Source organism: Streptomyces sp. NPDC048514, assembly GCF_043199955.1.
Taxonomy (GTDB): domain Bacteria; phylum Actinomycetota; class Actinomycetes; order Streptomycetales; family Streptomycetaceae; genus Streptomyces.
In genome coordinates this window covers 126,116-142,882 of sequence record NZ_JBICWT010000002.1, presented here as the reverse complement: position 1 = coordinate 142,882, position 16,767 = coordinate 126,116, and the positions used below count along the sequence as shown (strand labels likewise).

The 16,767-nt window shown below is 74.0% G+C and carries 18 protein-coding genes; 10 read left to right on the top strand and 8 right to left on the bottom strand.

Features of this window, described 5'->3' with window-relative positions:
- The first annotated feature begins 133 nt into the window (after window positions 1-133).
- Together ACGFT2_RS03585 and ACGFT2_RS03580 are read left to right on the top strand one after the other, a co-directional pair.
- Window positions 134-3,313, top strand: a complete 3,180-nt coding sequence (locus ACGFT2_RS03585) for a cytochrome P450 (protein ID WP_393273084.1) — start codon at window positions 134-136, stop codon at window positions 3,311-3,313.
- 306 nt (window positions 3,314-3,619) lie between these two features.
- Complete coding sequence (locus tag ACGFT2_RS03580) at window positions 3,620-4,909, top strand: ROK family protein (protein ID WP_393273082.1); 1,290 nt, start codon at window positions 3,620-3,622, stop codon at window positions 4,907-4,909.
- Between the two features lie 147 nt (window positions 4,910-5,056).
- Here the strand turns inward: ACGFT2_RS03580 and ACGFT2_RS03575 are convergent, their stop codons facing one another.
- The 4 genes from ACGFT2_RS03575 to ACGFT2_RS03560 all read right to left on the bottom strand — a co-directional run bounded on the left by ACGFT2_RS03575 (window position 5,057) and on the right by ACGFT2_RS03560 (window position 8,705).
- On the bottom strand, window positions 5,057-5,308 hold the full coding sequence (locus ACGFT2_RS03575; protein WP_393273081.1) for a hypothetical protein: 252 nt from the start codon (window positions 5,306-5,308) through the stop codon (window positions 5,057-5,059).
- A gap of 120 nt (window positions 5,309-5,428) precedes the next feature.
- Window positions 5,429-6,460: an SDR family oxidoreductase gene (locus ACGFT2_RS03570; RefSeq protein WP_393273079.1), complete on the bottom strand. Its 1,032-nt coding sequence runs from the start codon at window positions 6,458-6,460 to the stop codon at window positions 5,429-5,431.
- Window positions 6,461-6,965: 505 nt separating this feature from the next.
- A complete protein-coding gene (locus ACGFT2_RS03565) occupies window positions 6,966-7,622 on the bottom strand; it encodes an HAD family hydrolase (protein ID WP_393273078.1) in 657 nt (218 codons plus the stop codon).
- Window positions 7,623-7,640: 18 nt separating this feature from the next.
- Window positions 7,641-8,705 carry a PHP domain-containing protein gene (locus ACGFT2_RS03560; RefSeq protein ID WP_393273076.1) on the bottom strand — a complete coding sequence of 355 codons (1,065 nt, stop codon included), beginning with the start codon at window positions 8,703-8,705 and terminating at the stop codon, window positions 7,641-7,643.
- A gap of 146 nt (window positions 8,706-8,851) precedes the next feature.
- Between ACGFT2_RS03560 and ACGFT2_RS03555 the strand changes: the two genes are divergently transcribed.
- Window positions 8,852-9,049, top strand: coding sequence for a hypothetical protein (locus tag ACGFT2_RS03555; protein ID WP_393273074.1), 198 nt, complete (start codon window positions 8,852-8,854; stop codon window positions 9,047-9,049).
- A gap of 5 nt (window positions 9,050-9,054) precedes the next feature.
- On the top strand, window positions 9,055-9,300 hold the full coding sequence (locus ACGFT2_RS03550) for a hypothetical protein (protein ID WP_393273072.1): 246 nt from the start codon (window positions 9,055-9,057) through the stop codon (window positions 9,298-9,300).
- Window positions 9,301-9,309: 9 nt separating this feature from the next.
- On the opposite strand, the gene ACGFT2_RS03545 is transcribed toward ACGFT2_RS03550, so the two are convergent.
- Together ACGFT2_RS03545 and ACGFT2_RS03540 are read right to left on the bottom strand one after the other, a co-directional pair.
- A complete protein-coding gene (locus ACGFT2_RS03545; RefSeq protein ID WP_393273071.1) occupies window positions 9,310-10,539 on the bottom strand; it encodes an RICIN domain-containing protein in 1,230 nt (409 codons plus the stop codon).
- A gap of 95 nt (window positions 10,540-10,634) precedes the next feature.
- Complete coding sequence (locus ACGFT2_RS03540; RefSeq protein ID WP_393273070.1) at window positions 10,635-11,285, bottom strand: VanZ family protein; 651 nt, start codon at window positions 11,283-11,285, stop codon at window positions 10,635-10,637.
- Window positions 11,286-11,528: 243 nt separating this feature from the next.
- On the opposite strand from ACGFT2_RS03540, the gene ACGFT2_RS03535 reads away from it, so the two are divergent.
- From ACGFT2_RS03535 to ACGFT2_RS03510, 6 genes are all read left to right on the top strand, one after another.
- On the top strand, window positions 11,529-11,723 hold the full coding sequence (locus ACGFT2_RS03535) for a hypothetical protein (RefSeq protein WP_393273068.1): 195 nt from the start codon (window positions 11,529-11,531) through the stop codon (window positions 11,721-11,723).
- The gene (locus tag ACGFT2_RS03530; RefSeq protein ID WP_393273066.1) at window positions 11,720-12,172 is read left to right on the top strand and encodes a monovalent cation/H+ antiporter complex subunit F; all 453 of its coding nucleotides are present in this window, start codon (window positions 11,720-11,722) and stop codon (window positions 12,170-12,172) included. Before ACGFT2_RS03535 ends, ACGFT2_RS03530 begins: the two co-directional genes overlap by 4 nt.
- A gap of 113 nt (window positions 12,173-12,285) precedes the next feature.
- Window positions 12,286-12,546: a Na(+)/H(+) antiporter subunit B gene (locus tag ACGFT2_RS03525; RefSeq protein WP_393273064.1), complete on the top strand. Its 261-nt coding sequence runs from the start codon at window positions 12,286-12,288 to the stop codon at window positions 12,544-12,546.
- Between the two features lie 41 nt (window positions 12,547-12,587).
- Window positions 12,588-13,280, top strand: coding sequence for an MnhB domain-containing protein (locus tag ACGFT2_RS03520; RefSeq protein WP_393273863.1), 693 nt, complete (start codon window positions 12,588-12,590; stop codon window positions 13,278-13,280).
- Window positions 13,281-13,285: 5 nt separating this feature from the next.
- Window positions 13,286-13,636, top strand: coding sequence for a sodium:proton antiporter (locus ACGFT2_RS03515; RefSeq protein WP_393273861.1), 351 nt, complete (start codon window positions 13,286-13,288; stop codon window positions 13,634-13,636).
- Window positions 13,636-15,402 carry a complex I subunit 5 family protein gene (locus ACGFT2_RS03510; protein ID WP_393273062.1) on the top strand — a complete coding sequence of 589 codons (1,767 nt, stop codon included), beginning with the start codon at window positions 13,636-13,638 and terminating at the stop codon, window positions 15,400-15,402. The genes ACGFT2_RS03515 and ACGFT2_RS03510 overlap by 1 nt, the downstream gene beginning before the upstream one ends.
- On the opposite strand, the gene ACGFT2_RS03505 is transcribed toward ACGFT2_RS03510, so the two are convergent.
- A complete protein-coding gene (locus tag ACGFT2_RS03505; RefSeq protein WP_393273060.1) occupies window positions 15,403-16,062 on the bottom strand; it encodes a DUF4230 domain-containing protein in 660 nt (219 codons plus the stop codon). It lies immediately after the preceding gene.
- A gap of 88 nt (window positions 16,063-16,150) precedes the next feature.
- Window positions 16,151-16,522 (bottom strand): anti-sigma factor antagonist, encoded by a 372-nt coding sequence (locus tag ACGFT2_RS03500; protein ID WP_393273058.1) that lies wholly within the window; start codon window positions 16,520-16,522, stop codon window positions 16,151-16,153.
- Window positions 16,523-16,767: the final 245 nt, after the last annotated feature.

Below are 16,767 nucleotides of genomic sequence, written 5' to 3'. Positions count from 1 at the left end.
CGGCCGGCGGAGCGCAAGCCCCGCGGGCCGGTTTCGACTGCACGATCGTGTAGTGCGGCGGACTTCGGGCCCACCGGCGCTGGACCACCCTGGAACCGAGTACTCCGTTACCGCGAAAGGCAGTTGTCGCGCCATGCCCCCCACCGCACTGCACCTCGATCCGGCCGGAACCCTGCCCGCCGTCCCCGTCGTCGACATCACCGCCACGGGACCGGGCCGTACCCCCATCCAGCAGGTCATGGACCTGATGCGCACCCACGGTCCGGTGCTGGTGCGCCGGCTGCACGGGCGGGAGGTGCTGTTCGTCGCCGACGCGGACCTGGTCGCCGACCTGGCCGACGAGGAGCGGTTCGCCAAGCACGTCGGGCCCGCCCTGGAGAACGTGCGCTCCTTCACCGCCGACGGCCTGTTCACCGCGTACAACGACGAGCCGAACTGGGCGAAGGCGCACGACATCCTGATGCCCGCCTTCGCGCTGGGGTCGATGCGCACCTACCACCCCGTGATGCTGAGGGTGGCGCGGCGGCTGATCGGCTCCTGGGACCGTGCGGCCCATGCCGGACAGCCCGTGGACGTGCCCGACGACATGACCCGGATGACCCTCGACACCATCGGTCTCGCCGGCTTCGGCTATGACTTCGGCTCCTTCGAACGCGCCGAGCCGCACCCCTTCGTGGAGTCGATGGTGCGCTGCCTGGAGTGGAGCATGACCCGCCTGGCCCGCACCCCGGGCGCGGACCACACGGCCGCCGACGCGGCCTTCCGGACGGACGCCGACCACCTCGCCGGGGTCGTGGACGAGGTGATCGCCGCCCGCGCCGGTACCGACCAGAGCGGCGCCGGCGATCTGCTCGGGCTGATGCTGAGCGCGCGGCACCCCGCCGACGGCACCACCCTGGACCCGGCCAACATCCGCAACCAGGTCATCACCTTCCTCATCGCCGGCCACGAGACGACCTCGGGCGCGATGTCCTTCGCCCTGTACCACCTCGCCAAGCACCCGAGCGCGCTCCGGCTGGTGCAGCGGGAGACCGACGCGCTGTGGGGCGACACCCCCGACCCCGAACCGACCTACGACGACGTCGGGCGGCTCACCTACACCCGCCAGGTCCTCAACGAGGCACTGCGGCTGTGGCCGACCGCCGCCGCCTTCAGCCGGCACGCCCGTGCCGACACCCTGCTGGGCGGCCGGATCCCGCTGCGGGCCGGACAGGCCGTCACCGTGCTCGCCCCGATGCTGCACCGGCAGCCCGTCTGGGGTGACAACCCGGAGCTGTTCGACCCCGAGCGGTTCACCGCCGAGGCGGAGGCGGCCCGCCCGGTGCACGCCTTCAAGCCCTTCGGCACCGGCGAACGCGCCTGCATCGGACGGCAGTTCGCCCTGCACGAGGCCACCATGCTGCTCGCCATGCTGGTCCACCGCTACCGGCTGCACGACCACGCCGGCTACCGGCTCACCGTGAAGGAGACCCTCACCCTGAAGCCCGAGGGCTTCACGCTGACGCTCACCCCGCGCACCCCGGCCGACCGCCGCCACGCCCCGCTGCCCGGCGCCGCCCCCGCCCCCGAAGCACAGAGCCCCGCCCCCGGCACCCTCCCGGCCCGGGTCCGCCCCGGCACCCACGCCCTGTTCCTGCACGGCAGCAACTACGGCACCTGCCGTGCCTTCGCCGCGCAACTCGCCGACGAGGCCGCCGCCGTGGGCTGCACCACCGAGGTCGCCTCCCTGGACGCCTACGCCGGCGCACTGCCCACGGACCGCCCCGTCGTCATCACCGCCGCCTCCTACAACGGCCGCCCCACCGACGACGCCACGGCCTTCGGCGCATGGCTCGACGGCACTCCCGACCTGACCGGCGTGACCTACGCCGTACTCGGCGTCGGGGACCGCAACTGGGCCGCCACCTACCAGCAGGTCCCCACCCGCCTGGACGCCCGCCTCGCCGAGCTCGGCGCCACCCGCCTGACCGAGCGCGCCGCCGCGGACGCCTCCGGCGATCTCACCGGCACCGTCCGGGAGTTCACGGCCCGTCTGCGCACCAGCCTCCTCCAGGAGCACGGCGACCCCGACACCACGGACGACGGCCCGGCCGAGCCCGGCCACGCCTACGAGGTCCGCACGCTGACCGGAGGCCCGCTGGACGCCCTCGCGGAGCGGCACGGACTCGTCCCGATGAAGGTGACCGAGGCGTACGACCTCACCGCGCCGGACCACGGCCGTACCAAGCGGTTCCTGCGTATCGCCCTGCCCGACGGCGTGGACTACCGCACCGCCGACCATCTCACCGTGCTGCCCGCCAACGCCCCGGACACGGTGGACCGCGCCGTCGCCGCGTTCGGCCTCGACCCCGAGACCGTGCTGGACATCCGGGCCACCCGCCCCCGCCGCGCCGGGCTCGCCGTCGACCGGCCCCTGACCGTACGGCAACTCCTCACGCACCACGTCGAGTTGCAGGAGCGGCCGACAGCCCGGCAACGGGCTCTGCTCGCCGGGGCCGACCCGTGCCCGCCCGAGCGAGCCGCCCTCGCCGCCCTGACCCAGGACGACCAGCGCACCCTGCTGGAGCTCGCCGAGGACCACCCCGCCCTGCGCGGCGCCCTCGCCCCGCCGCTCCTGCTCGACCTCCTGACCCCGCTGCGCCCCCGGCACTACTCCCTCTCCTCCTCGCCGGCCGTGACCCCGCGCCACGCCGACCTCATGGTGTCGGTGCTCGACGCCCCCGCCCACTCCGGCCGGGGCCGCTACCGGGGCACCGGCTCGGGCCATCTCGCCTCCCTCCGGCCCGGCGACACCGTGTACGCCCGGGTCCAGCCCTGCCGCGAGGCCTTCCGGATCGACGGCTCGGCACCGGTCGTGATGGTCGCCGCCGGGACCGGACTGGCCCCGTTCCGCGCAGTCGTGGCCGACCGGGCCGCCGCCCGCGCACGAGGCGCCGAACTCCCGCCCGCACTGCTCTACTTCGGCTGTGACGCCCCGGACGCGGACTACCTGCACTCCGCTGAACTGGGCGCCGCGCAGACGGCCGGCGCGGTGGCGCTGCGCCCGGCCTTCAGCGCCGCGCCCGAGAACGGTCACATGTTCGTGCAGCACCGCATCGCCGCCGAGGCCGACGAGGTCTGGGAACTGCTGAACGCCGGGGCCCGGGTGTACGTCTGCGGCGACGGTGCCCGGATGGCCCCCGGGGTCCGCGAGGCGTTCCGTACCCTGTACCGGCAGCGCACCCCCGGCACCGACGAGGCCGCGGCCCGGCGCTGGCTCGACGCACTGGTGGCGGACGGGCGTTACCTCGAGGACGTGTACGCGGCGGGCTGAGCCGCCGGGAAGGGGGCGGACGGTGCGGGAAGCGCGGCCGCGGGCCCGGCGGGCCGTCCCAGCCCGGCACGTCCGGCCCGGGCCCTGGGCGGCCGGACGTGCGGGCCGCCGGGGTCCGGCGCACCCGATCCTGGCAGGTCGGGTGCCCGGACCCGGGGCAGCACCGGGCCGGTGCGCACCACCGCGACGCGATATCGAGCGTCCCGGTCTTAGCTCATAGCGTGAACTAAGGGTTGTGAGAATATCGCGTCCCCGCTGGCCGAAGGGGTATGTTGCAGGTCGGGCAGGGTTTGTGAAGGGAGCCACATGGCGGGGCGCAGCGGACGCACGGTACGCGACCTGAGGCGAGGCAATCGCACGGCGGTGCTGCAACGGCTCTACTTCGACGGGCCGCTCAGCCGGTTCGAGCTGGGCCCGGCGACCGGGCTGAGTTCCGGGTCGGTGAGCAACGTGGTCGCCGATCTGATCGCCGACGGCCTGGTGGAGGAGGCCGGCAGCGTCGACTCCGACGGCGGCCGCCCCCGCACGCTCCTGCGCGTCGCACCGCACAGCGGCCAGATGATCGGCGTGGACGTCGGCGAGACCCGGGTCCGGGTGGAGCTGTTCGACCTGGCTCTCACGGAACTCGCGCGCGTCGAACGCCCGCTGACCCCTCAGGGCTACGACGTGGACGTCATCGCCGGTCACATCCGCGAGGGCATCGCCGAGGTCCTCACCGCCGAACAGGCCGAGCCCGAGAGGCTGCTCGGCGTCGGCGTCGGCGTTCCCGGCATAGTCGAGCACACCCCGGACCAGGGGGCGGTCGTGCACGGGCAGACCATCGGCTGGAACGCCGTACCGCTGGAGCGGCTGCTCCGGTCCACCTCCCAGCTCCCCGACGAGGTTCCGTACTTCATCGACAACGGCGCCAAGACGCTCGGGCAGGCGGAGATGTGGTTCGGCGCCGGGCGCGGTGCCCGCAACGCGGTCGTCGTGCTCTTCGGCTCCGGTGTCGGCGCCTGCCTCGTGACCCCCGAGGTGGAGTACGGACGGGCGGTGGAGTGGGGTCATCTGACGGTCCGGGTCCGCGGCCGCCGCTGCCGCTGCGGTGCGCCCGGCTGCCTGGAGGCCTACGCCGGCGCCGAATCGCTGCTCGCACGCTGGCGCGAGGAGGGCGGACGGCCGCCCGAGGGCACGGACGAGGAGACCGCGCTCACCGCGATGCTCGCCGCCGCCTATCCGGCTGAGGCGGGTGCGGCCGACCCGGTCGCACTCGGCGTCCTGGAGGAGACGGCCGAGTACCTCGGCGCCGGCCTGTCCGACCTGATCAACCTCTTCCAGCCCGAGCGCATCCTCATCGGCGGCTGGGCGGGCCTCCAGCTCGGCACCCGTTTCCTGCCCGCCGTACGCCGGCACGCGGCGACGTACGCCCTGCGCCACCCGGCCGACAAGGTGACCATCGAACTCGGCCGGCTCGGCCCCGACGCGGTCACCGTCGGAGCGGCGATCCTGCCCCTGGCCGACTTCTTCGCCAGCGGCGGCCGGCGCCCCGAACCGGTCGGCGAGGACCGGCTTCCGGCCTGGCGGGCAGCCCTCGAGGAGCGGTCCCCGCGGTGAGCCGGCCCGCCCGTCGATGAGCGGCCGCCGCGCCGGGGCCACCGGCTCCACAGGGAGCGGCCCCGGCGCCGGGGCGACCGGCTCGGCGCCGGGACCGCGCCGAGGCGAGCGGTTCCGCAGGGGCGCTCTCCACGCCGAGGCGAGCGGCTACGCCGACGGCTCCTGCGGCGTCGGGTGCTCGGGATGCACCGTGCCGGAACGCGGCGCGTCCCTGGGCCCGCTGCGGGCCTCGTCGGTGTCCGGCACCTCCTCGTGCTCCTGTTCGCCGGAGCCGCTGCCCGGGACGACCTCCCACGGGTCGTCGTCCGGCTGTGCCTGCTGATCGGGCAGGTCCCTCGGCACCGGCCGCTCGTCCTCGCCGGCCTCGTGTCCGGGCCCCTGCTGCCGCTGTGCGGCCATGGCGTTCTCCCTCGTCTCGTTGGTGCGTGTGCCGCCCAGCCGTGTGTGTCCTCGTGCCGGCCTGTGCCGGCCGGGCCGTGTGTCCTTGTGCCGGCCGTGGGTCTTCGTGCGGGCTCCGTGTCAGCCGACCTTGCGACCCCGCATCGGCTCCGTCTGCATCCCGCCGCCCTTCTGCAGGCCGTCCAGGAACTCCTGGAGCACCTCGGTGGCCGTCCGCGTCGGCTGCCAGCCCAGCTCGGTGCGGGCCCGCGAGCAGTCCATCAGGGGCAGGCGCAGCACCGCGTCGAACAGGTGGGGGGAGGCCGGGAGCAGATGCAGGCCCCAGGCGGCGGCGATCGCGGACCGGGCGGCGGCGCGCGGCAGCCGCACCGGGCGGGTGCCGAGCAGTTCGGCGAGCACCCCGGCGTCCAGCGGTGGATCCGCGGCCAGGTTGAATGCGCCACGGGCGGTGCCGGAGTGCACCGCGAGCCGGTAGGCCTCGGCGGCGTCGTCCGTGTGCAGGGCCTGCACCCGCAGGCCCGGGACGTCCGGCAGGAACGGCAGCAGCTCGGGCCGGGCCAGCGGGCCGGGCAGGAAGCGCCCGCCGAAGATCCGGCGCTGCTCGCTCGCCGACTCCCACTTGAAGAGGAAGCCCGGGCGCATGCGCACCACCCGCACCTCGGGGTGGTCGCGCTCGAACACGTCCAGCGTGCGCTCCAGATAGGCCTTCTCCCGGCAGTAGGCGGCGTCCGGCCAGCCGTGGGTCGGCCAGGACTCGTCCACCGGGCGGTCCTTCGGCCCCGGCGAGTAGGCGCCCACCGAAGAGGCGTGCACCAGTACCGGCACCCGGGCGGCCGCGACCGCCTCGAACACCTTGATGGAGCCGAGCACGTTGGTACGCCAGGTGGTGGCCGGATCGTGGGTCGGCTGGAAGGCCCAGGCCAGGTGGACCACGGCGTCGGCGCCCTCGAACCGCTCCGCGAGGTTCGCCTGGTCCGAGGCCAGATCGACCGCGGACCACTCGGTCTTCGGCGGCGACCACGCGGGTGTCCGCCGGGCCAGCCCCCGCACCGACTTGATCCGGGGGTCCTCCGAGAGCAGGCGCACCACGCTCGTCCCGACATTGCCGGTGGCGCCGGTCACGACCACCCTGCTGCCCGCTGAGCTGCTCACCTTCGGCTCCTTCCGGCCTCGCGGCGGAGGCTGCTGCGACGATCGCCCGGGTACCCGGGCGCCGTCCGCGCACACGGGGCCGTCGGGGGGCGAGGTGATCGGCCGAGAGGTGATCGGCCGCGCGGGGCCTACGCATGGGAAAGCCCCGGCCGTGACGGGGGAATCACGGCCGGGGCGGCTCGGTGGTGGGCGCGGACGGCGGTCGCCTCTCGGCGAAAGGCTCCACAGGGCTTCAGCCGAACGATCGTCCCTGTGGGCAAAAGGTGAGGCCCGGGGACACTGTCCCATCCGCACCCACGGATGGTTCAACGGGCAATCACCCCGCGGTGTTCCACTGCCGCACGTGACCTGAGTCACGCTCGGTGAGGCTCAGCCCAAGGCACGGCGAGCCGGTCCGAAGGCTCGGCGCCCTCGGCGCGACGACTCCCCGTTGCGCCGGCCCGGGCAGGCCGGTGCGCCTTGGCCCGCGGGGCCGGTGCGCCTTGGACCGGCGGCTGGGCGCACCTCAGCCGAAGGCGCTGCCGTCGAGCCGGTCCAGCAGGTCGGCGGGGTCGGCGTACACCGCCTCCGCCCCGGCCTCCTCCAGATCGGCGCGGGGGATCCCGCCGCACAGCAGGCCCACACAGCGCACACCGGCCTTGCTGCCGGCCCGCATGTCCCACACGGTGTCCCCGACGAACACCGCGCGCGAGGCGGGGACCCCGGCCAGTTCGAGCGCGTGTTCCACGGGCTCCGCGGCCGGTTTGCCCTGTTCGACGTCCTCGGCGCTCGCGGTGTCCTCGATGGCGTCGTCGGCTCCGATCGCCCGGCGCAGCGCGCCCAGCTCCGCGCCGCTCGCCGAGGTGGCGAGAACCACCGTCCAGCCGTCCCCGTGCAGCCGCCGCAGCAGCTCGCCGGCCTTGGGCAGGGCAGGGAGCCGTTCGAAGTACTGTCCGTAGAGGGCCTTGTGCGCGGCGCTCAGCGCGGCGTCCTGGTCCTTGTCCCGCTCGTCGCCGAGCAGATGTGCGACGAGGTCGTCGGAGCCTAGGCCGATCGCCCGGTGGACGGCGTGCATGGGCACCTCGTGGCCCGCCTGCCGGAAGGCCTCCCACCAGGTCACGACGTGCAGGTGATTGGTGTCGACGAGGGTTCCGTCGACGTCGAACAGGGCGGCGCGGTCCATCCGGGATCCTTTCTCTCGTTACCGGGACCGGGTACCACGCCCGGCACCCGCCACGCGTGCCGGCACGCGGCCCGCACGCGTCCAGTCGAGCAGCTCGTCCGCCGACCACGTGGTCACCACGCGCTCGGCCGGCACCCCGCACTCCTCCGCCCGGGCGCATCCCAGGATCTGCCAGTCCAGCTGACCGGGCGCGTGCGCGTCGGTGTCGATCGCGAACAGCGCCCCCGCCTCGACCGCCTTGCGCAGCAGCCGGCGCGGCGGGTCCAGCCGCTCCGGCCGGCTGTTGATCTCCACGGCCGTCCCCGACTCGGCGCACGCTGCGAACACCTCGTCCGCGTCGAACTCCGACTCCGGACGCCCCCGGCCGGTCACCAGACGCCCGGTGCAGTGCCCGAGGACGTCGGCGTGCGGATCGCGGACCGCGGCCACCATCCGGCGGGTCATGGACCGGGCGTCCATCCGCAGCTTGGAGTGCACCGACACCACGACCACGTCCAGTTGCTCCAGCAGCTCCGGCTCCTGGTCCAGCGAGCCGTCCTCCAGGATGTCGCACTCGATGCCGGTGAGCAGCCGGAACGGCGCCCACTGCGCGTTCAGTGCCGCCACCACCGCCAGCTGCTCGCGCAGCCGCTCCGGCGACAGGCCGCGGGCCACGGTCAGCCGAGGGGAGTGGTCGGTCAGGACGGTCCACTCATGGCCCAGAGCGGCCGCGGCCCGCCCCATCTCCTCGATCGGACTGCCCCCGTCGGACCAGTCCGAGTGCGTGTGGCAGTCCCCGCGGAGCAGCGCCCGCAACTCGGCGCCGGGGCCGTCCGGGTCGGCCGCCGCACCGGCCTCCTCCTCCAGCCTGCGCAGATATCCGGGCACCTCACCGGCCAGTGCCTCGCGCACCACCTGGGCGGTCTTGGGGCCCACCCCTTTCAGCGCCTCCAGCGTCCCCGCCGCCGCACGCCGGCCGATCTCCTCCTCGGGCAGATCCGTCAGCACCCGGGCCGCGGTACGGAACGCCCGCACCCGGTACGTGGGCGCCAGCGCCCGCTCCAGCAGGAAGGCGATCCGGTCGAGAGCCGCCACGGGTTCCATGCCTACCAAGCTTGCACCCGGCGCCCTCGTGGGGCGCGGGGAGCCAGGCGACCGGCCCCGCCCCGGCCGCGAGGGAACCGCGCACGGCCCAGGACGGCCCCGGCCCCGCGTCCGGCCACCGCGGTCTCGCCTCCGGCCATCGCGGTATGACCCCCTACCTCGACCTGACCCTGGCGGACCTGCGCCGGGTCCTCGACGTCGATCTCGCCGGCCCGTTCCTGTGCGGCCAGCGGGCGGCGCGGCGGATGATCCGGCAAGCCCGGGCGGTGGGGGAGGCGGCCGTCCGCGATCTCCTGAACGGCTCCCGCCGACACGTCGCCGGCCCGCGTCGCGTTCTACGCTGAATTGCATGACCGAACAAGGAGTCCCCTACATCTCCCGGCCGCGGATCATGGTGCTCGGCGTGTGCCCGGGCCGGCACGGCGCGCCGCCGTTCAGGATCATGGAGATCGACGGTCAGGTGGTCGGTGAGGCCAGGACCGTCACGGACGTGCTGGAGACGGCCGCCTACCACGGCATTCCCATCCACGATCTGGACGACCCGGACGTGGTCCGCTTCGTGGGCGGCGACAAGTACACCTGGACGCTGCACTGAGCCGGTCGCTCAGCCCACCGTCCACTTCTGGTTGGCGCCGCCCGTGCAGGTCCAGAGCTGCAGTCGCGTCCCGTTCGCCGGGTTGTTCCCGGTGACGTCGAGGCACTTGTTCGCCTGCGGGTTGACGATGTCGTGCGCACCGGTGACGGTCCACTTCTGGTTGGGGCCGCCGGTGCAGTCCCACAGCTGTACGGCCGAGCCGTCCGCGGTGCCGTTGTTCGCGACGTCCAGGCACTTGCCGAGCGCCCGCAGCGTGCCGTCGGAGCCGACGGTCCAGGCCTGTGCCCCGGTGCCGTTGCAGTCGTAGAGCTGGATCGCCGTGCCGTTCGCGGAGTTCGCGGCGGCCACGTCCGCACACTTGCCCGCGAGGCCCCGGACCGGCACCCCGGCGGCACTGCCGCTCGTCGTCACCGACACCGAGTCCACCACCAGCTGCTGCGGGAACTGCGTGGAGCCGTCCGGGTCGCCCGGCCAGTAGCCGCCGACGGCGAGGTTGAGGATGAGGAAGAAGGGCTTGTTGAACACCCATGTCCTCCCGCCCAGGTCGGCGGGCGTGCGCCGCTGGTAGACGTTGCCGTCCACCGTCCAGGTGATCGAGTCGGGCGCCCAGTCGACGGCGAAGGTGTGGAAGGCGTCGGCGAAGGCCTGGCCGCCCGGCAGCGAGTAGCCCGCGCCGATGCCGCCGGAGCCGGAGTAGCCGGGGCCGTGGATGGTGCCGTGCACGGTGGAGGGTTCGAAGCCGACGTTCTCCATCACGTCGATCTCCCCGGAGTCCGGCCAGTTGACCGGCGTGCCCAGCATCCAGAACGCCGGCCACATGCCCTGCCCGCGCGGAATCTTCATCCGGGCCTCGACATGGCCGTACTGCGCGTTGAATTTGCCCGAGGTGTTCAGCCGGGCCGAGGTGTACTGGCAACTGCCGTACCAGCACTGGTAGCCCGCCGGGTTCTCCTTCCGGGCGGTGATGACCAGGTGGCCCTGGCCGTCCAGGGCCGCGTTCCTCGTGCCCGAGGTGTAGTACTGCCGCTCGTGGTTGTTGACGTTGTCGCCGGCCTCCAGCGTCCACTTCGAGCCGTCGACCGCCGAACCTGCGGGCCCGTCGAAGTTGTCGGTGAAGGCGGCGGCGGCCGCCGCGGGGGCGGCTTCCCGGGCGTGCGCGGGGCCGACGGCGGCGGACCCGATCAGCGCGGCGGACAGGGCGGCGAGGAGACATCTGCGGAGCAGGCGTGGGCGGGCCATGGCTCTCCGTTCGGGGTGGGGGGAGATGCCTCTTGATTTAAGGAGTGAGATAAGGGAGGCGTCAAGACTCTGGTACGTACCAGTCCCCTCGGCGGTCAGCCGGCCCGCGGCGCGCGGACGCGGGCGTGCACCGCCCGCCCGAGCCGCCGGCCCAGCACCAGCCAACCGAGCAGCGCACCCGCGGTGTTGAGGATGACGTCGTCGATGTCGAAGGCCCGTCCGGTGACCAGCGCACCCTGCGCCAGTTCCACCATCAGCATCACCAGCGCCGTGAGGGCCAGCACCTGCAGCATCCCGCGGGCACGCGGGGCGAGGACCGGTACCAGCACCCCGAACGGGACACCGAGGAGAACGTTCCCGCCGACCTGCTTCACCGCGTCCCGCCACGGCGCCTGCTCCAGATACGCGTGCAGCGAGCGGCCCGGGTGCAGGTTGCTGTGGGTCAGCGGCACCGAGGCCGGCGACGGCTGCAGCGTCAGCCGGGCCAGGACGACGGCGAAGGCCACCATGAACGCGAAGGCGACCAGCATCGCCAGGACCCGGAGGGGCAGCGCGAGCGCGTGCCGCGCGACCGGCGGCCGGGCCGGCTCGGCCCCCTCCTGCTTCCGGTCGGGCCGCCCCCGCTCCCGCTTCCCGAAGGTGCGCAGGGACCCGGGCAGGTGCCGTCCGGTGCGGGCCGGTTCGGCTCGCCCCCGGCTCCTCGGGGCACGCAGGACCGTGGGCAGACGCAAGGCGGTACGGGCCATTCGGTCCTCCAGTGCTCAACATCCGGGTCTGCTGGAGCGGTTACCCGGCCTGCGCCCCGGGATGCCACCGACCCCAAGGGCGGCGGGGGCGCACCGCCGGATTCCGTTCACGCTCCCGGGGCACTCCGCGTGCCGACCCGCGTGCCGCCGCCCCGCCGCGGGCCCGGCGGTGCTTGGATGCCCCAGGCGGCGAAGGGGGCACAGCGCCGCACACATGTGCAGAACGGACCGAGGAGGTGCCGGATGGCCCGGGGTGCGTCCCCGCGCACGGTCCTCCTCGCCGTCGTCGAACTCCTCGCCTGGTGGGTCGCTCTGACGCTGCTGTGGCTGGTGCTCATCACGACGGTCGACAGCCTGGAGCTGATCGTCGGCGCGAGCTGCGCCGCCCTGGGTGCCCTCCTGGCGCGGGCCGGCCGGCGGGCGGTGAGCTGGCGGTGAACGGCTGGATCCTCGCGGCCGCCGTCGAACTGGGCGGGGCAGGAGCGGCCGTCCTGTGGGGCGTGACCACCGGTCCGCCCGCCCGCCGGGTGATCGCCCAGAACCTGGCGACCTCGGCGGTCTGCCCGGCCCTGCTGCTCCTCGCCCAGGGCTACGCCCGCCCGTCCTACGTCGACCTCGCCCTGCTGCTGGCCCTGCTCGGCCCGGTCGGCACCCTCGTCTTCGCCCGGCTCCTCGCCGGGGACCTCCACGGGCGACGGGCGAGCGCCTGGGGGCTGACCTGGGCGGCCGCCGGACTGGGCCTGGCGGTCGTGGTCGCGCTGTGCGTGGTCGCCGGACCGGGCCGCGCCCTGGTGAAGCTGCTGGTGGTCGGCGCCCTGCTGACCTGCGGCAACGTGATCGCCGCACGGGCGCTGTCGGGCGGCATCCAGGGGGTGCGCGGTGGCTGATCCGCGGTGGGGCGGCGTTCAGGGGGTGCGCGGTGGCTGATCCGCGGTGGGGCGGCGTTCAGGGGGTGCGCGGTGGCTGACCCGGTGCCGGGCGGTCGTGGGGGAGGGGTGCCATGGCCGATGCCGTGATCGTCGTCGCCCTGCTGCTGGTCGCCGGGTGCGCCACCGCGGCCGTGGCCCAGCGCGACCCCGCCCGCCAGGCCCTCGTGCTGTCCGTGCTCGGGGTCGGCCTGGCCGCCCTGTTCACCGTGCTGCAGGCCCCGGACGTCGGGCTGTCCCAGCTGGCCGTCGGCTCCGCGCTGACCCCGCTGCTGATCATGCTCTCGGTGCGCAAGATCAGACGCCGCGGGCGCTCGAAGGAGGGTGCGAAGTGAACCGGCTGCGGCTGTGGCTGCTGGCCTTCGGCGGCTCGGGCATGGCCGCCCTGCTCGTCGCCGCCTGCCTCGACCTGCCGGACTTCGGCGGCCGAAGGCATCCGTACGGCGATCGCGCCGTCCAGGCCTCCCTCGACCGGCGCATCGCCAACACCATCGCCTCCGTCAACTTCGACCAGCGCGCCTACGACACCCTCGGCGAGATGAGCATCCTGTTCGCCGCCGTCCTCGGCTGTGTGGTGCTGCTGCGGCAGACGCGCGACGAGCACCGGGCCCCGCCCGAACCCGCGGCGGTGGCCCGCCCGGTACGCCGCTACGCACTGATCGCGCTCCCGGTCGCCCTGGTCACCGGCCTGTACGTGATCGCCAACGGCCAGCTCAGCCCCGGCGGTGGCTTCCAGGGCGGGGTACTCGCCGCGACCGCCCTGCACCTGCTCTACCTCGGCGCCGACTACGCCGCCCTGGAACGCGTCCGCCCGCTCGGCGCGTTCGAGACCACCGACGCGCTCGCCGTCGCCTCCTTTGTGGTGCTCGGCCTGGCCTCGGTGCTCGCGGGCACCGCGTTCCTGGCCAACACGCTGCTGCCGTACGGCACCTTCGGCACCCTGTCCTCCGGCGGCTCGGTGCCGCTGCTGAACGCCGCCGTCGGCATGGAGGTGGCGAGCGCGGTCGTCGTGCTGATCGCCAACTTCCTCGATCAGGCCGTCGAGATCGAGGAGGAGCGGGCGAGTTGACCGCCGTGACGCACGTCCTTCCGTACCTGGTCGCCTCCTACGTCTTCCTGACGGGCTGCTACGGCCTCGCCACCAGCCGCAACCTCATCCACGCCGTCGGCTGTCTCGCGGTGTGCCAGTCCGCCACCTACGTCCTGCTGCTGGCGGTCGGGTACCGCGAGGGCGGGACCGCCCCGGTCTTCAGCGACATCGAGCCCGGCTCCCGGCCGGTGGTCGACCCGGTGGTACAGGCCCTGACCCTCACCGACATCGTCGTCGGCGCCACCGTCACCGCGCTGCTGCTCGCCCTCGTCCTGCAGATCGCCAAACGGCACGGCACCATCGACCCCGACGAAATGCGGGAGTTGCGCGGCTGATGCACCATCTGCTCCCGCTGCTCGTCGCGATCCCGCTGCTCGGGGCCGCCCTGCCGGTGGCCCTGGGCCGCCGGCTGCCCCGGATCGCCACCGAGATCACCGGCTTCGTGGTCTCCGGCGGCACGGCCGCCCTCGCCGTCGTCCTGCTGCTGGACTCCTCGCCACCGATGGTGGAATGGGTCGGCGGCCGGCTGCCCGTGGACGGCGAGAGCGTCGGAATCGTCGTGGTCGGTGACGGTCCCGCGCTCGGCATGGCCACCGCCGTCTCGCTGCTGACCCTCGCCGCGCTCGCCTACTCCTGGCGCTACTTCGCCGAACCGCCGCCCGGCCGCAGCGGCGCGTTCACCGCGCTGATGCTGGTGTTCCAGGGCGCGATGTGCGGATTCGCCATCGCCGGCGACCTGTTCAACGCGTTCGTGTTCTTCGAGCTGATGAGCGTCACCGCCTACGCCCTCACCGGCTACCGCATCGACGAGGCCAAGGCCGTCCAGGGCGCCCTGACCTTCGGCGTCGTCAACTCCCTGGGCGCCTACGCCATGCTGATGGGCATCGGCCTGCTGTACGCGCGCACCGGTGAGCTGGCCATGTCGAAGATCGGACGCGGCCTCGAGACGGCCGCCGGCAGCGGCGGCCCGGACGCGCTGGTCCTCGCCTCCTTCGTGCTGGTCATGACCGGGCTGCTGGTGAAGGCGGCCGCCGTGCCCTTCCACTTCTGGCTCCCGGACGCGCACGCCGTCGCCCCCACTCCGGTCTGCATGCTGCTCTCCGGAGTGATGGTCGAACTCGGCGCCTACGGCGTCTGGCGCGTGTACGGCACCGTCTTCGCCGGCCCCGGCGGCATCCCGGCCGCCGACCTGACCCGGGCGCTGGTGACGCTCGGCACCCTCACGGCCGCGATCGGTGCCGTCATGTGCTGGTACCAGCGGCACATCAAACGGCTGCTCGCCTACTCCACCGTCGCCCACGCCGGCCTTTTCCTCGTCGGCCTCGGCGTCCTCACCCCCGAGGGCGACGACGGGGTCGCCCTCTATCTGCTCGGGCACGCCGCGGTGAAGGCCGCGCTGTTCGCCTGCACCGGCGTCCTGCTCGACCGGTTCGGCAGCGTGGACGAGCACGCGCTGCACGGCCGGGCCCGGCAACTGCGCGCGACCGGTGTGATGTTCGCGCTGGGCGGCCTCGGCCTGGCCGGACTGCCGCCCTTCGGCACCGCGCTCGGCAAGGCGGTCACCGAAGAGGCGGTCGGCGGCCCGCTCACCGTGGTCTACGTGGCCGCCTCCGCGATCACCGCCGGCGCCGTCCTGCGGGTCGCCGCCCGGGTGTTCCTCGGGCTCGGACCGCGCCCGCGGGACGCCGAGTACGAGACCGGCGGCTCCGACGAGGAACCCGAGACCGGCACGCTGCTGAGCAGGATCCCCGACACCATGACGACGGTGCCCGCCCTGCTGCTCGCCGCCGCCGTCGCCGTGGGCGTGGCCCCCGGCTTCGGAGACGTGGTGGCCCGCTCCGTCAACGAGGCGGGCTCGGGTGGCGCCCACGCCTCGGCGCACTGGACGCCGCACGGCGCCCTGCTGGGCGTGGTCTCCACCGTGCTGGCCGCGGCCCTCGCCGGTCTCGCCGTGACCCGCCCGCGCTGGGTGGCCGCCCCCGGCCGGGCCGCACCGCTGCGCCGCCTGCAGTCCGGCCACGTCGGTGACTACGTGGCCTGGCTGCTGGTCGGCGCTACGGTGCTCGGGGCGCTGGCCCTGCCGGGAGTGCTGGGCGGCTGATCAGCCCGAGGAGGTGCGGTAGGAGATGCGCACCTCCTCGAAGCCGAGGGAGTGCAGCAGCCCCTGGAGCATGGACGTGGTGTTCGTCTCGGCGCGGGCGGTCAGCCCGCTGCTGCGCGCTGCGTCGCCGATGTGCCGTACGGCGACCTTCTGCACGGCCTGCTCGCTGTTGGGGTTGTCCGAGAACAGGTCGCCGAGCCGGTCCAGCAGCCCGCGCTGCTTGGACACGGCGTAGGAGTGGTCGGGGTCGAGGGCGGGCTTGCCGAGGCTGGCGTGCGGCAGGCGGAGCGTGGCGGACGTGCGGTCACCGTTGACGGAGACGTCCTTGTCGCCGAGCTGTCCGAGGTCGACATAGGCGTCCACGGTCCCCGCCCCGACGTACAGGGTTCGGGTGCCGCGGACCGCGTCGGGCAGGAACTTCGCGTCCTTGTCCAGGTCCACCACGACCTGGAAGTTGCCCGAGGCCGCGTCGTAACGGCTCATGTCCTGGATCGACTTCAGGAGTGCGGGTCCGGAACGGTCCTTCGTCTCGGTACCGAACAGGTCCTTGATGCCCGGCAGTACGGCCAGCCGGATACCGGCGAACAGCACGGCGAGCACCAGGACGAGGGCTGCCACGGCCTTGGCCCAGCCGGGCATGCGCCTGACGGGAGTCGTCATCGGGACGGTCCTCCTTCCTGCAGTGCAGATGCCCGCGAACCGCCGCGGCAGACCGGCCCGCGCCGACCTGATCGGCGCGGTCCGGGGATCAGGGGGTGCCGGACGTGGCCTCGGTCAGCGCCGCGTCCGGCGTCGGGTGCGGCGGCAGCAGCCGGGCCAGGCCGGTCACCCGGAAGACGCGCAGGGTCAGCGGGTGGGTGCACACCAGATGCAGCCGGCCGCCGTGCTCCAGTACCCGGGCGCGGGCCCGGTAGAGGAGCCGCAGGCCCGAGCAGTCGAAGAACTCGACCGGCCGCAGGTCGATCACGATCCGGGAGGCGCGCTGGGTGACCAGGTCCAGGACGGGCTCGATCTCGGCCGCCGCGGCGATGTCGATCTCGCCCCGGAACTCCAGCACCGTGCAGCCGCGGTGCTCGTGCACCCACAGGTACCGGGTGAGCGGTGCGGGCTCGTCCCGCATGACGGCATCACCTCCCACCCGCGCCCGGACATCGGTTCCCCGATCGTCAAGTTACCCTCGATGGAAGGAATTTGAGCATGTTCGATTGACATATGTCTTCGAGTTTGTGGTGCGCCATGGCGCGGGGGGGGGGGCCCCGCCCCCGCCCCCCCCGCCCCCCCCCGCGCGGGCCCCCCCCCCCCCCCACACCCCGGCGGCCCCCGCTGCCCCACCCCCGAGCGGACTGGCGGCCCGGCGCCGCGGGG

Bases quoted from the DNA above. Each gene is read 5' to 3' on its own strand.
- ACGFT2_RS03585 (WP_393273084.1), top strand. From the start codon at position 134: ATGCCCCCCACCGCACTGCACCTCGATCCGGCCGGAACCCTGCCCGCC.
- ACGFT2_RS03580 (WP_393273082.1), top strand. From the start codon at position 3,620: ATGGCGGGGCGCAGCGGACGCACGGTACGCGACCTGAGGCGAGGCAAT.
- ACGFT2_RS03575 (WP_393273081.1), bottom strand. From the start codon at position 5,308: ATGGCCGCACAGCGGCAGCAGGGGCCCGGACACGAGGCCGGCGAGGAC.
- ACGFT2_RS03565 (WP_393273078.1), bottom strand. From the start codon at position 7,622: ATGGACCGCGCCGCCCTGTTCGACGTCGACGGAACCCTCGTCGACACC.
- ACGFT2_RS03560 (WP_393273076.1), bottom strand. From the start codon at position 8,705: ATGGAACCCGTGGCGGCTCTCGACCGGATCGCCTTCCTGCTGGAGCGG.
- ACGFT2_RS03555 (WP_393273074.1), top strand. From the start codon at position 8,852: ATGACCCCCTACCTCGACCTGACCCTGGCGGACCTGCGCCGGGTCCTC.
- ACGFT2_RS03550 (WP_393273072.1), top strand. From the start codon at position 9,055: ATGACCGAACAAGGAGTCCCCTACATCTCCCGGCCGCGGATCATGGTG.
- ACGFT2_RS03545 (WP_393273071.1), bottom strand. From the start codon at position 10,539: ATGGCCCGCCCACGCCTGCTCCGCAGATGTCTCCTCGCCGCCCTGTCC.
- ACGFT2_RS03540 (WP_393273070.1), bottom strand. From the start codon at position 11,285: ATGGCCCGTACCGCCTTGCGTCTGCCCACGGTCCTGCGTGCCCCGAGG.
- ACGFT2_RS03535 (WP_393273068.1), top strand. From the start codon at position 11,529: ATGGCCCGGGGTGCGTCCCCGCGCACGGTCCTCCTCGCCGTCGTCGAA.
- ACGFT2_RS03525 (WP_393273064.1), top strand. From the start codon at position 12,286: ATGGCCGATGCCGTGATCGTCGTCGCCCTGCTGCTGGTCGCCGGGTGC.
- ACGFT2_RS03520 (WP_393273863.1), top strand. From the start codon at position 12,588: ATGGCCGCCCTGCTCGTCGCCGCCTGCCTCGACCTGCCGGACTTCGGC.
- ACGFT2_RS03510 (WP_393273062.1), top strand. From the start codon at position 13,636: ATGCACCATCTGCTCCCGCTGCTCGTCGCGATCCCGCTGCTCGGGGCC.
- ACGFT2_RS03505 (WP_393273060.1), bottom strand. From the start codon at position 16,062: ATGACGACTCCCGTCAGGCGCATGCCCGGCTGGGCCAAGGCCGTGGCA.
- ACGFT2_RS03500 (WP_393273058.1), bottom strand. From the start codon at position 16,522: ATGCGGGACGAGCCCGCACCGCTCACCCGGTACCTGTGGGTGCACGAG.